The 13,249-nt window shown below is 69.2% G+C and carries 10 protein-coding genes; 5 read left to right on the plus strand and 5 right to left on the minus strand.

Annotated features, from left to right (window positions below):
- Window positions 1-58: 58 nt before the first annotated feature.
- Window positions 59-1,084, minus strand: coding sequence for an Lrp/AsnC family transcriptional regulator (locus tag ACIOTO_RS03460; protein ID WP_400856497.1), 1,026 nt, complete (start codon window positions 1,082-1,084; stop codon window positions 59-61).
- 15 nt (window positions 1,085-1,099) lie between these two features.
- Here ACIOTO_RS03460 and ACIOTO_RS03465 point away from each other — a divergent pair, with 15 nt between their 5' ends.
- The 5 genes from ACIOTO_RS03465 (at window position 1,100) to hrpB (ending at window position 9,233) form a co-directional block, all read left to right on the plus strand.
- The gene (locus ACIOTO_RS03465) at window positions 1,100-2,629 is read left to right on the plus strand and encodes an MFS transporter (RefSeq protein ID WP_400856498.1); all 1,530 of its coding nucleotides are present in this window, start codon (window positions 1,100-1,102) and stop codon (window positions 2,627-2,629) included.
- Window positions 2,630-2,682: 53 nt separating this feature from the next.
- Entirely contained in the window at window positions 2,683-3,846 is a 1,164-nt protein-coding gene (locus ACIOTO_RS03470) for an amidohydrolase (protein WP_400856499.1), read from the plus strand.
- Between the two features lie 604 nt (window positions 3,847-4,450).
- Window positions 4,451-4,879, plus strand: coding sequence for a MarR family winged helix-turn-helix transcriptional regulator (locus ACIOTO_RS03475; protein WP_029263791.1), 429 nt, complete (start codon window positions 4,451-4,453; stop codon window positions 4,877-4,879).
- A 112-nt stretch (window positions 4,880-4,991) separates the two neighbouring features.
- Window positions 4,992-6,593: an SPFH domain-containing protein gene (locus ACIOTO_RS03480; RefSeq protein WP_105711086.1), complete on the plus strand. Its 1,602-nt coding sequence runs from the start codon at window positions 4,992-4,994 to the stop codon at window positions 6,591-6,593.
- A gap of 84 nt (window positions 6,594-6,677) precedes the next feature.
- On the plus strand, window positions 6,678-9,233 hold the full coding sequence (gene hrpB / locus ACIOTO_RS03485) for an ATP-dependent helicase HrpB (protein WP_400856501.1): 2,556 nt from the start codon (window positions 6,678-6,680) through the stop codon (window positions 9,231-9,233).
- Between the two features lie 21 nt (window positions 9,234-9,254).
- Here hrpB and ACIOTO_RS03490 read toward each other — a convergent pair whose 3' ends face one another.
- The 4 genes from ACIOTO_RS03490 to ACIOTO_RS03505 form a co-directional block, all read right to left on the minus strand.
- A complete protein-coding gene (locus ACIOTO_RS03490) occupies window positions 9,255-9,989 on the minus strand; it encodes an ABC transporter permease (RefSeq protein WP_400856502.1) in 735 nt (244 codons plus the stop codon).
- On the minus strand, window positions 9,986-10,768 hold the full coding sequence (locus ACIOTO_RS03495) for an ABC transporter ATP-binding protein (protein WP_400856503.1): 783 nt from the start codon (window positions 10,766-10,768) through the stop codon (window positions 9,986-9,988). The genes ACIOTO_RS03490 and ACIOTO_RS03495 overlap by 4 nt, the downstream gene beginning before the upstream one ends.
- 51 nt (window positions 10,769-10,819) lie before the next feature.
- Complete coding sequence (locus ACIOTO_RS03500) at window positions 10,820-11,575, minus strand: AAA family ATPase (protein ID WP_400856505.1); 756 nt, start codon at window positions 11,573-11,575, stop codon at window positions 10,820-10,822.
- A 69-nt stretch (window positions 11,576-11,644) separates the two neighbouring features.
- Complete coding sequence (locus tag ACIOTO_RS03505; protein ID WP_105711082.1) at window positions 11,645-13,141, minus strand: L-serine ammonia-lyase, iron-sulfur-dependent, subunit alpha; 1,497 nt, start codon at window positions 13,139-13,141, stop codon at window positions 11,645-11,647.
- Between the last annotated feature and the right edge of the window lie 108 nt (window positions 13,142-13,249).

Below are 13,249 nucleotides of genomic sequence, written 5' to 3' on the forward strand. Positions count from 1 at the left end.
TACGGCAGCCGCCTTGATTAGAGGCTTCCCTGCGAAACCAATGATTCTCACGCAGAATCTAGATCAGCATGGGAATCATGGTGTCAGTTGCAAGCCCGCCGGTACCGAGGTAGCGGCCCTCTTTCTTGAGGCTCTGCAAGACCACCGATCGGTCGGCGATCGACACACCAGGCACCCCTTCCTCGATTGCCACCTCGAGTCGTTGCACGTCGGCGAGTGCGCGCATCCACACCGACAGCACCAGGTTGTACGGGCCGATCGTCGATGCCGCCATGCGTACTTCTCCGAGCCTCGTCATGGCAGAGCCCACGCGCTCGGCGACGCCCGCCGGGACCCGTAGGAAGTACCACGCGTGCACCGGCCAGCCGGAGTGAGCGCGAGCAACTTCGGTGCGAACCACCAGGCGCCCCTGTGTGCTGAGGGTAGTGAGCGCTTCGCGTACGCGTCGTTGCCCGACCCCTAGCTCTCTAGCAATGTTCGTCACTGTGGCGCGCCCGTCCTGCCCGAGCGCGTGCAGGAGGGCGTTTTCCAGTTGCGGGTCGACCTCGCCTCGCGCGGCGGTCGGCACATCGAGGGTGCGCTCGACGGCAGACGTCTCATCGGTTGACAGGGAACGCAGCCGCCATTGCCCGGCGTCTGTGAACGGGGAGGACAGGAGCAATGTGCGTGTCGCGCGCACGCCCGAGAGCCGACGCATCCTCCCCATGATGTATTCGCTCAGCGAGTCGAGATCGCTCGCGCCGACGATGGCCAGCAGGTCTCGCCCTCCTGCGGTGTGGTCGATCGTGAAGGCCTCGCGGTCGGCGGCGAGGGAGTGTGCGATCTCGAGAGTGGCGCCAGGTTCGGCTTCAATTTCGAGGATCGCTGACGGCCCCCGTGTTCCGGGGCCTGGATGGCCGGCCACCCAGGCGAGTCCGTGATCGGACAGTCGTTCCCAGCGGCGGGCCAACGTTACCGAGTCGACGCCGATGATGGGCGCGAGGGAAGCCCATCGGGCGCGGGGGTTGATCTGCAGTGCTTGGATCAGTCTCTTATCGGTCTCGTCGAGACTCGCTAACTGCGTAGAACGGTCAACCTTGTTCATAAAGCTGCATTCTACGTGCCTTCCTCGTCCTCGTGGGTGAACATAACCCATCGCATCGGATCGACAAAGGAGCAATTCGTGTCGCAGAGTCTCGTTCGTGGGCGCCCGGCAATAGGTGTCGTCGGGTTTCTCGTCGTCATGGAATTTGGCAGCGGCGCGCTGCAGGGTTGGTTCTCGCCCTTGCTCGCTGCGATCGGCCAGCAGTTCTGGGTCGGCGCCGGTGCACTGAACTGGGTGAGCGCGATGTACATGCTCATGACCGTCGCCTGCGTTCCCATCCTGGCCAAACTCGGCGATATGTTCGGGCATAAGCGGTTGTTGGTCATTGCAACGGGGCTCGTCGCCGTGGGATCTATCGTCGTTGCCTTCGCACCCACATTCGAGGTATTCCTCCTCGGGCGAGCGCTACAGGCACCGCTGGCGGCCTTCCTACCCCTGGAGTTCGCGATCGTCCGCGCCAGAGACGAGCGATCAGCGAGCCGAAGTATCGGAGTGCTCGTCGGCGCGCTCACCCTCGGCGCCGCGATCGGCTCCCTCATGTCCGGCCTGCTCTTCGGCGCGACCGGCGAACTCACGATCGTATTGTTGGTTCCCGCGGTGTTCATCGCCCTGTGCGTACCTGTTGTTGTGTTCCTCGTGCCCGAGACCACTGTGCGAAAGCGCGGGCGCGTCGACATCGTCGGAGCCGTCCTGCTGACAATTGGGCTGCTCGCGATACTGACAGGAGTGTCGAACGCCAGCACCTGGGGATGGGGAGACGCGCGTACCCTCGCCCTGGCCCTCGGCGGCGCGGCGGTACTGGCGATTTGGGTCGTCGTGGAACGCCGGATCACCGATCCGCTGGTCGATCTCACGATGCTCACACGCGGGGGCATCGGACTGCCGATCATCGCCTCGCTGCTCTTCGGCGCTCAGACCTACGGCGGTCAAACAGCGAGCTTCCTCTGGCTCCTCGGCGACAGCGAGCGCGACGGCTACGGCCTCGGTATCCCACCCGCCGCCGCCGGTGCGATCATCGTGCTCTATGCGCTGGCCGCCTTTGTTGGCACGCTCCTCGGGGATCGGCTCGTGCGACGGATCTCCGCTCACCGCGCGATCGCTCTCGCTGGAGCGACCGCTGCCGTTAGTTTCGCTCTCATGATCGTCTTCGCCGGGGCGGCCGCGCTGTTTATCGCGTCAATGGCGCTCGGGGGCGTCTCCGCCGGTGTCCTACTTGCGGTTCTTCCCGCGGTTGTGGTTCGCAACGCTCCTGCGGACTCCGTGGGAATCGCCTCGGCCCTCTTCAACACCGCGCGCACTGCGGCAGGAGCAGCTGCCGGGGCGGTGTTCGCGCTCGTTATGACGCTATTCGTTGCTACAGCTTCCGATAGTGGGGCGACCGTCTCCCGCTCCACCCCGACGTCCTTCGTCGCGGTTTGGGCGATCTGCCTGGTGATCTCGCTCGCTCTTGCCGTTATCGGGCTGCGTGTCCGGGTCGCCCGCTCCGCAGGCCCGATCGACGACGCTTCCCACTCAGATGCCCCCGAACCGATTGAGGAACGATGACAGCTCTCCCATTTCTCCCTTTGCCCGCCGCGACTTCCGATGTGCGGGGGGCGGTGATCGCCTCCCGCACGAGTTGGGAAGCAGACGTCCTGGCGCTGAGTGCGCAGATCCATACGCATCCGGAGCTCGCTTTCGCTGAACACCGGGCGGCCTCGTGGGTGGCTGAGACGATGCGTGCAGCCGGGTTCGAGGTTTGGGAGGGCGCGTTCGGCCTCGACACCGCCGTAGAGGCCACGATCGGACAGGGAGATATCACCGTCGCGATCTGCGCGGAGTACGACGCGCTCCCCGGCATGGGCCACGCCTGTGGTCACAACATCATCGCCGCCGCCGGCGTCGGTGCGGCCATCGCGCTGGCCGAGGTCGCTGACGACCTCGGCATCCGCGTGAAGCTGCTCGGAACGCCGGCAGAGGAGCACGGCGGGGGAAAGATCCTCATGCTGGAGGCTGGTGCGTGGGATGACGTCGACTTCTCCCTTATGGTGCACGGTGGGCCCGGCGACGATCTGCGCTGTGCCGACTTGCGCACGCAGGCGGTGGCCCGATTCGACGTGTCCTTCCGGGGGCAGGCCGGTCATGCGGGGGGGCCGAGCCCCGATGGGGTGAACGCGGCGAATGCAGCGACAATCGGACTCGTCGCGCTGGGCCTTCTCCGCCAGCACCTCCCCGACGGAGTCCGTGCTAATGCTTTCATTGACCACGGCGGTGAGGCAACGAACATCATCCCCTCGTCGACGCGAGTGCGAGCCGAGGTGCGCGCGGACACACTCGACGCGCTCGAGAGCACGCAGCGCAGGATCCTTGCCTGCTTCGAGGGTGGGGCGACCGCGACTGGGTGCTCATGGGCGTGGGAGCCTGCCGAACCCACCTATGCCGAACTAGTGCAGAACCCGGTGCTGGCCGAGGCCTGGGACCGCAATATCGCCTCGCTCGGGCGCACGCCGCACCCCTACGCGGCGTCGCCGGGAGGGTCGACCGACATGGGCAATGTGTCGCACGTCGTTCCATCCATCCATCCGCTCATCGCGATCGAGGGATGCTCCTCTGCTCCGCACACACCTGAGTTCGCCGGTGACGCGATCGGCCATGCAGCCGACGCCGCGGTCGTTGACGGCGCACTCGCGATGGCACTCACCGCTGTCGATGTCGTGGCGCTTTTACAGGCGGGGCACCAGCTGACCAGCGCCGAGGCGTCCGCTGCGGCATCGAACCGATGACCCGCAGCCACAAGCTCGCGAGGCGGCGCGTCCGGTAGACGGGCTGCGCGGCTGTCTGTAGACACCGCGGTGCCGCTGGCAGCTAGGACGGGGAGGCAGTACCCAACCTTCGTCCCCGGAGGACCCACGACCCGCGAGGGCGGGAGCTAGAGACAAACCCATGGCTGAGTGATCTCGACATCCCGCCCTCGCGTTTGCCCCCGGCCGTCAGAGTCACTGCGGACTCCGTCGGGGCGCCGGTGTCCGCGGAGGTCTTCCGCGGTGCGGGTCCCAACTTGACGTGAAGCCACCCCGTTGTCGGGCGCGGCACCGACGCCACGCCGCTGAGCGACAACTCCGATGAGAAACTGCAACTCCGGTGAGACGATCTGCAGGTAGGTGAGATTTCGGCAGATCCGGTGAGGCAGCGCACGAACCGGGCACATCAGAAAGTTCCGTGACCAAACCGTTGCATTCGTTATCTCGCCGTTATACAGTGATCACACGGTGAATGTTTGCTGTGGCATACACCGCATGTGATTGCAGGACACTCTTGGTGCAAGGGACAAGGGCCGGTCGGGAGCCTCTCCGACCGGCCCTTTACTGTTCCCACTATTCTGTGAACATGACCGATCGCAAGCTCGCCCTGGAGGCCTGGGAGAGCCTGTTCCGCGCGCAGCACGAGTTGTTCACCGAGATGATGTCGGACTTCGAGCACAGCGACCTGGGTCAGGCCGAGTACGACGTGCTGCTCACCGTCACCCGCTCCCCCGGCATGACCGCGCGGCTGCGCGACATCACCGCGAACATGCTGATCAGCCAGCCGAGCGTCTCGCGCCTGGTCGACCGCATGGTCACGCGCGGGCTCGTGGCCAAGTGTGCCGACCCCGACGACGGACGCGGTGCGCTGATCCGCGCGACCGACGAAGGGGCACGGGCGTTCCGCTCACTCGCCACCGTCCACGGTCGCTCGATCGCCGACCGGATGTCGCGCCTCGGCGACGACGAGCTGCGCACGCTGCGCGACCTCGCAGAGAAGCTCCGCACCCGCTGACCCGCGGCCGCGAGAACGGCCCGCTTCCGTTTCTGGCAGGGTGGGGTGCGTACGCCCGCTGTGTCGCGGGCACGTCAGACCGCCCCCTCGGGGGGAACCAGGGAGGTCATCCATGGAGATCGCCGGAATCGTCGGCATCCTCGTCATCGTCGGTATCGCAGTCGTCGTCGCCGTCGTCCTGCTGCTCATCCTGCTGCTGTTCGCACGCAGCTGGATCAAGGTCGCCCGAGCCGACGAGGCCCTCGTCATCTCGGGCCGCAAGCAGAAGGTGCAGACCGCGGTCATCGCGACCGACGGGTCGAGCCGCTCCGAGATGTCGGAGTCGCCCGTCACCGTCATCGTCAACGGCAAGTCGCTCGTCAACCCGATCACACAGCGCCACGAGATCATCTCGCTGCGCTCGCGTCAGGTCTCGCTCAACGCCGAGGCGCAGTCGCTCGACAGCGTCACCCTGAACGTCGACGGTGTCGCGATCGTGAAGATCGGCTCCGACCCGATCCTGGTCCGCCGTGCCGCCGAGCGCTTCGCCTCCCAGGACAAGGCCATCGAGCAGTTCACCACCGAGCAGCTCGAAGGTGCACTCCGTGGAATCGTCGCGACGCTGTCGGTCGTCGAGCTGATGCGCGAGCGGAAGAAGTTCTCCGACCAGATCGCCGCCGACGTCTCGCAGGAACTCGCCGAGCAGGGCCTCATCCTGGACTCGTTCCAGATCAAGGGCATCACCGACAAGGTCGGGTACATCCAGTCGCTCGGCGCCCCCGAGATCCAGGCGAAGCGTCAGTCCGCAGAGATCTCGCAGACCAACGCCGACCGCGCGATCAACCAGAAGAACATCGCGAACCAGGAAGCCAACCTGATCGAGCAGACCGCGCTCGACACGAACACCGCCAACTCGAACGCCGGCATCGGTCGTGCGCGCGCCGAGGCGGAGCAGGCCGAGAACCTCGCCCGCGAGCAGGCGCAGCAGGCGGTGCTGCAGCAGCAGGCCGAGAACAAGCAGGCCCAGCTCGACGCCGACGTCAAGCGCGTCGCCGACGCGCAGCGGTACGAGGCCGAGACCCGCGCTCAGGCCGAGCTCTACACCCGCGAGCGGGCGGCCGAGGCCGCCGCGATCGAGCAGGTCAAGCAGGCCGAGGCCCGCACCCGCATCGCCGAGCAGCAGGCAGAGGCCGACAAGGCCCGCGCCGCCGGTGAGGCCGCGGCTGCCGTCGCGAGCGCCACCGGTGAGGCCGACGCGCTGCGCTCGAAGGCCGAGGCCGAGGCTCACGCCCGACGCCTGCAGGCTGCTGCCGAAGCCGAGGCGATCCGCGCCGAGGGTGACGCGCGCGCCGCAGCTCTCGAGGCCGAGGCCAAGGCCATCGCCTCGAACCAGGACGCCTTCCTCTCGCAGCGCGTGCTCGAGGTGCTGCCGTCGATCATGGCCGAGTTCTCGAAGGGGTACGCGGCGATCGGCAACGTGTCGATCATCGGCGGCTCAGGCCAGGACGGCGCATCGGACGTCGTCGGTGCCGACAACGCCAAGGCCCTGGCCTCGGTGTTCGAGAGCGTCCACTCGGCCACCGGGCTCGACCTCGCCGGCATCATCCAGGGTCAGGCCGTCGGCCGCGGCTTCGGAGCCGGTGTCGCGGAAGCTACGCCTGCCGCGCCCGCACCGCGCGTCTCGACGCCGACCACCCCGCCGCCGCCCGCACCGCCGGCTCCGGCAGCGGACTAGTCACACCTTCACGACAGCGGATGCCGCGACCTCTCCGGTCGCGGCATCCGCTGTTTCGTCTCTGCGACCGGGCAGACTGGACGGATGATGTCCGCCGCCTTCGACCTCGCCGCCATCGGCGCGGGGCTGTCGTTCGCGGCCGCGCTCGACGAGCTGTCCTCGGCACTCGATGCGAGCGGATCGGTGGTCGTCACCGCCCCACCCGGCACGGGCAAGACCACCCTCGTGCCCCCGCTCCTCGCCTCGCGGAGCACCGGTCGCGTGATCGTCACCCAGCCCCGCCGCGTCGCCGTCCGCGCCGCCGCCCGACGCCTCGCCCACCTCGACGGGTCGCCCCTCGGTTCACGCGTGGGATTCACCGTCCGCGGCGAGCGCTCGGCAGGGCCCGAGACGCAGGTCGAGTTCGTCACGGCCGGAGTCCTGCTTCGACGGATGCTCGATGACCCGGGACTCGACGGTGTGGATGCCGTGATCCTCGACGAGGTACACGAACGCGCGCTCGAGACCGACCTCCTGATCGGGCTGCTCTCGGAGGTGCGCGAGCTGCGGGATGATCTGGTGGTGATCGCCATGTCCGCCACCCTCGACGCGGCGCGCATCGCCGCCGTCATCGGCACGGACGACTCCCCCGCGCCGATCGTCGACCACGATGTCCCCGCCTTCCCCCTCACCGTGCAGTGGGCTCCGAGCCCCGTGCCACGTCTCGACGAGCGCGGAGTCACGTGGGGATTCCTCGACCACATCGCGGCCGTCACGGCAGCCGGGGCCCGGGACCTGGTGCGCGAAGACCCGAAGGCGGACGTGCTGGTCTTCGCGCCAGGGGCCCGCGAGGTGTCGGAGATCGCCCGCCGCGTCCGCGCTGCGAGCGATGCCTTCGATGTACGGGAGCTGCACGGCCAGATCCCGCCGGCCGAGCAGGATGCCGTGATCCGCGGCCGCGCGCCGGCCGACCGTCCGCGCATCATCGTCACGACATCGCTCGCGGAGTCCTCGCTCACCGTGCCGGGGGTGCGCCTCGTCGTGGACAGCTGCCTGTCGCGGCATCCGCAGCGCGACGCCGGCCGCGGCATGACGGGCCTCGTCACCACCGCCGCATCGCGCTCGTCGTGCGTGCAACGCGCGGGGCGCGGCACCCGTCAGGGCCCCGGCACGGTCATCCGCTGCGTCGACGAACGCACCTACGCGGCGGCGCCCGCCCGTCCCGTGCCCGAGATCGCGGTGATCGACCTCGCGGACGCCGCGCTGCTTCTCGCCTGCTGGGGTGCCCCGGGCGGCATCGGACTGCGGATGATCGACCCGCTGCCGGCCGAGAACCTGGCCGATGCGATCGCGGTGCTTCGGGGGCTCGGCGCTATCGATGACGACGGTCGCGCCACCGCGGAGGGCCGCGTCCTCGCACGGATTCCGACCGATCCTCGACTCGCCCGCGCACTTCGCGACGGCAGCCCGGTCGTCGGAAGCCGACTCGCGGCCGAGGTCGTCGCGTTGGTGGGTGGCGAGCTGCGCATCTCGGATGCCGACATCGCGCAGGCCCTCACCGCGCTGCGCGGCGGTCGGAGCCCGGAATCCCGCCGATGGCGCGACGATGCGAACCGCCTCGAACGCATGGTCCGGGAGACGCCGGGCATCCGCTCGGACCTCGACGGAGTGGGCCTCGTGATCGCGCTGGCGTTCCCCGAGCGCATCGCGCATCGCGTCGAGCGCACTGCCGAAGGAGCGACATTCCTGCTGGCCTCCGGAACCCGGGCCGGGGTGCGGGGTCCGCTCGCAGCGGTGGAGTGGATCGCCGTCGCCGACGTCGCGCGTGCCACCGCACGCGCCGCGGCCGGGTCCGGCGCGATCATCCGCTCCGCCGCTGTGATCACCGAAGCGCAGATGGAGCGGGCCGCGAACCACCTGCTGACCGACCGCGTCGAGGCGGAGTTCGTCGGAGGTCGCGTCCAGGCCCGACGCGAGCGGCGCATCGGCGCCATCCCGCGGTCCTCTGCGCCCGTGAAGGCATCGGCACAGGAGGGCCGCGACGCCGTGCGCCGAGCTCTCCGCCGTGACGGGCTCGGCATGTTCACCTGGTCCGACACCGCAGATGCGCTGCGCCGGAGACTCGCACTGCTGCGACGCGAGCTCGGCTCCCCCTGGCCCGATGTCTCGGATGCCGGGCTGGTCGACTCCCTCGACGCGTGGCTGGCGCCCGAGCTCGATCGCCTCGCGTCCGGCACCCCCGCGGCACGGCTGGAGCTGTCGTCACCGCTTCGGCGTCTGCTGCCGTGGCCCGAGGCCGTGCGCCTCGATGAGCTCGTACCGGAACGACTCGAGGTGCCCAGCGGATCCCGCGTCCGGATCACCTACCCGGAGCCGGACGGTGACCCGCACGCACGGCCGGTCGTCGCCGTGAAGCTGCAGGAGTGCTTCGGGTGGGCCGAGACTCCGCGCCTCGTCGATGGACGGGTGCCGGTCCTGTTCCACCTGCTGTCCCCCGCGGGGCGTCCGCTCGCGGTCACCGACGACCTCGCCTCGTTCTGGTCCGGCCCCTACAGCCAGGTGCGCGCCGAGATGCGCGGACGCTACCCTCGGCATCCGTGGCCCGAAGACCCGTGGGCCGCCGTGCCGACCAAGCACACGAAGAACCGCGCCGCGCGCTGAGCAGCGGCCGGAGTCGGAGCCTCAGCGCGTGCGCCGCCGCAGCGTCAGCGACGCGAGCACGAGGGCGCCCACCGCGAAGGCCACGACGATGAGCAGCGGGCCGAACACGTCCCAGCCCTCGTCGCCCGCGGCCACCGCGTTGATCGTGTCGATCGCGTAGCTGAGCGGGAGCCAGTCCGAGATGGCGTAGAGCACATCCGGCATCTGGTCGCGGGGCATGAGCAGGCCGCCGAGGATGATCTGCGGGAACACGAGCAACGGCATGAACTGCACCGCCTGGAACTCGGTCTGTGCGAACGCGCTGGCGAGGAGCCCGAGGGCCGTGCCGAGCAGCGCATCGACGACCGCGACGAGTCCGAGCTGCCACAGCGGCCCGTCGACATCGAGGCCGCAGACCCCGACCGCGAAAGAGACCGTGATCACCGCCTGCAGCAGGGCCATCAGACCGAAGGCGAGCGCGTAGCCGAGGATGAAGTCGGCCTTCTCGAGCGGCGTCGTCATGAGACGCTCGAGGGTTCCCGAACGACGCTCGCGCAGGGTGGTGATCGACGTGATGAGGAACATCACGATGAACGGGAACAGCGCCAGGATCGCCCCGCCGAACTGGTCGAAGACGCCCTCCTGGTCGCTGAACAGCCAGGCGAAGAGACCGACCAGCAGGCTCGGCGCGACGAGCATCAGGGCGATCGACCGCGGATCGTGCCGCAGCTGGGCGAGCACGCGCCCGGCGGTGGCGAGCATCCGGCGGCCGTTCATTCTCCGGCCTCCTCACGGTGCTCCCGCGCTTCACGGCGTGATCGAGGGACGTCGGCATCGCCGCTGCGGTCCCGCTCGATCAGCGCCAGGAATGCGGACTCGGCGTCGGTCGTACCGGTGTCGGCGAGGAGCGACGACGGCGTGGTGTCGGCGATGATCCGCCCCTCCCGCATCAGCAGCAGCCGGTCGCAGCGCACCGCCTCATCCATCACGTGACTCGACACGATGAGGGTCACACCGCGGTCGGCGAGCCCCCGGAACAATGCCCACAGCTCGGCGCGCAGCACGGGGTCAAGTCCGACCGTCGGCTCGTCGAGCACGACCAGCTCGGGGGAGCCGATGAGCGCGACCGCGAGCGACACCCGCGTCGCCTGGCCGCCGCTGAGCGCGTCGACGCGCTGCCCCGCCTGGGCCCGCAGCCCGACTTCGTCGATCACCCTGTCCACATCGCCCTTCGGCGCCTTGAGCAGCGAGGCGAAGTACGAGAGGTTCTGGCGCACGCTGAGGTCGCCGTACACCGCAGCGCCCTGTGTGCCGTAGGCGACGCGGTGGCGGAGCTGTCGCGATCCGCCCGTCTCGCCGAGGACGGTGACATCACCCCCGGCGATCCGCTGCACACCGACGATCGAGCGCATCAGGGTGGTCTTGCCGCATCCCGACGGTCCGAGCAGCCCCGTGACCTGTCCGCGCGGGATCGTGAGGTCGATCCCGTCGAAGACCTGCACTGCCCCGCGATGCACGCGTAGCTGCGCGATCTCGACGGCCGAGTCATTCATCATGTGATGAATTATGCGCCTGCGCCTCGAGCACGCAGAAGAGGTCGGCCTTCCTCAGTCGAGCAGGTGGCGGAGGTAGCGTGTCGGATGCTCGAGGAACGAGCGCCAGTGGTTCACGATCTCGAGGTCGCCCCATTCGGCGGGACGGACTCCCCACTCCCCCACTTCGAGGATCTTCGCGCCGGGCAGCGCCGCGAGCACCGGCGAGTGCGTGGCGCACAGCACCTGCCCGCCGTCGTCGGCGATGCGCCGCAGCACGGCGATGAGCGCCAGGGTCGAGTTGAACGACAGGGCGGCCTCCGGCTCATCGAGGCAGTAGAAGCCCGGCTCGTCGAAGCGGCTCTCCAGCAGCGCGAGGAACGACTCGCCGTGGCTCATCTCGTGGAACGGCACATCGGCGCCGGCGGTCGACGGGTTGTCTTCGAGATAGGTGTAGAACGAGTGCATCGTCTCGGCCCGCAGGAAGAAGCCCCAGCGGTTGGCTCCCACGCCGCGCTGCAGCCGGATCCACTCCGACAACGGCGACTCGGTCGCTCGGGTGCTGTGCCGCGCCTGACGCGAACCGCCCTCGGGCGAGAGGCCGTAGGCGAGTGCGACGCCTTCGACCAGGGTCGACTTGCCGCTGCCGTTCTCGCCCACGAGGAACGTCACCCCGGGGTCGAGATCGATCCCCTCCCGCAGCACCTGGGCGACCGCGGGAATGCTCGTCGGCCACTCCCCATCCGGCGTCGGGGCGTCGTCGTTCGGGCGCATGGCGACGACCGGCTGCTGCCGCCGTCGGCGAGAGCTCGGCTCCCAGAACGCCTCCATCGTGCTCCCTCCGCGTGGTGTCTCGTGGAGGCTACCGGCATCCGCGGACATGGAGTCGCGCGGGCGCGATCAGCACTCGATGACGTTGACCGCGAGGCCGCCCTCGCTGGTCTCCTTGTACTTGGTCGACATGTCGGCACCCGTCTGACGCATCGTCTCGACGACCGCATCCAGTGAGACATAGTGGCTGCCGTCGCCGCGCAGTGCGAGACGAGCCGCCGTGACCGCCGTCGACGCCGCGATCGCGTTGCGCTCGATGCACGGGATCTGCACGAGTCCGCCGATCGGGTCGCAGGTGAGCCCCAGGTGGTGCTCCATCGCGATCTCGGCGGCGTTCTCGATCTGACGGTTCGTGCCACCCATCACCGCGGTGAGGCCGCCGGCCGCCATGGCGCACGCGGAGCCGACCTCGGCCTGGCATCCGCCCTCGGCTCCGGAGATCGACGCGTTCGCCTTGAACAGCGACCCGAGTGCGGTCGCGGTCAGCAGGAAGCGACGGATGCCGCGGCGACGGTTGGCCTCTGCCGTCAGCTCCTCGTCGAGGTCGCTCGCGGTGTCCAGCGCCCGGACGTCCGGCTCGAAGCCCAGCAGCGCGCTGCCGACCAGCTCACCGTAGGGAGTCACGGCGTTGCCCGCGCCGAGCCCCGAGTCGGCGAGGAACCGCCACCAATACATGGCGACGGCGGGGAGGATGCCGGCGGCACCGTTCGTCGGTGCGGTCACGACCCGGCCGCCCGCCGCATTCTCCTCGTTGACGGCCAGCGCGAAAGCGCCGAGCCACTCGCCCGGCAGTTCTCGATGCCCGTCGGCCTCGACCGCTTCGAGCTGGCCGCGGATCACTCCGGCCCGCCGCTTGACCTTGAGGATGCCGGGCAGCGTGCCGTCGGCGTGGAGGCCGGCATCGACGCACCCCGACATCGCATCCCAGATCGCGTCGAGCCCGGCCGCGACCTCCTCCTCGCCGCGCAGCGAGGTCTCGTTGAGCCGCGCGACCTCGGCGATCGACAGTCCGTTCTCGTCGCACAGGGCGAGCAGCGACGCGGCATCCGCATACGAATAGGGGAACCCCGCGGTCGTGAGTTTCGCGTCCTCTCCGTCCCGGCGGATGAAGCCGCCGCCGACCGAGTAATAGGTCTCCTCGGCGACGACCTGCTCCGCGGCATCCCACGCGGTGATCGTCATGGCGTTCGGATGACCGGGCAGCCGGGTGCGCGGCGCGAAGACGATGTCATCCTTCGCGAACGGGACGTCATGGATGCCGTCGATCGACAGCGCGCCGCCCACGGGGAAGTCCGTCCAGGCCGACCTCACGTCGGCGGGGTCGCACGTCTCCGGCGCGAGTCCGCGGAGCCCGGCGACCACGGCATCCGGAGTCCCGTGCCCGATCCCGGTGGCACCGAGGGAGCCGTACAGCGTGCTGCCGACGCGCGCCACGCGCGGGAGGGCGCCCGTCGCGGAGAGCCGACGCGCGAAGTCGAGGGCGGCCCGCATCGGTCCGACCGTATGGGAGCTCGAAGGCCCCACTCCGATGGAGAAGAGGTCGAAGGCCGAGACGTACGCAGTCACCCCTCCAGGCTACGCCGCATCCGCGCCTTCGGTTCACCCCGGTTAACTCGGCGCCGCGTCAAGCCCCTTCAGCCGCGCGTGCTTCCGAGGCATCCTGATCGGACGACA

The sequence above is a fragment of the Microbacterium sp. NPDC087592 genome (assembly GCF_044743585.1).
Lineage (GTDB): Bacteria > Actinomycetota > Actinomycetes > Actinomycetales > Microbacteriaceae > Microbacterium.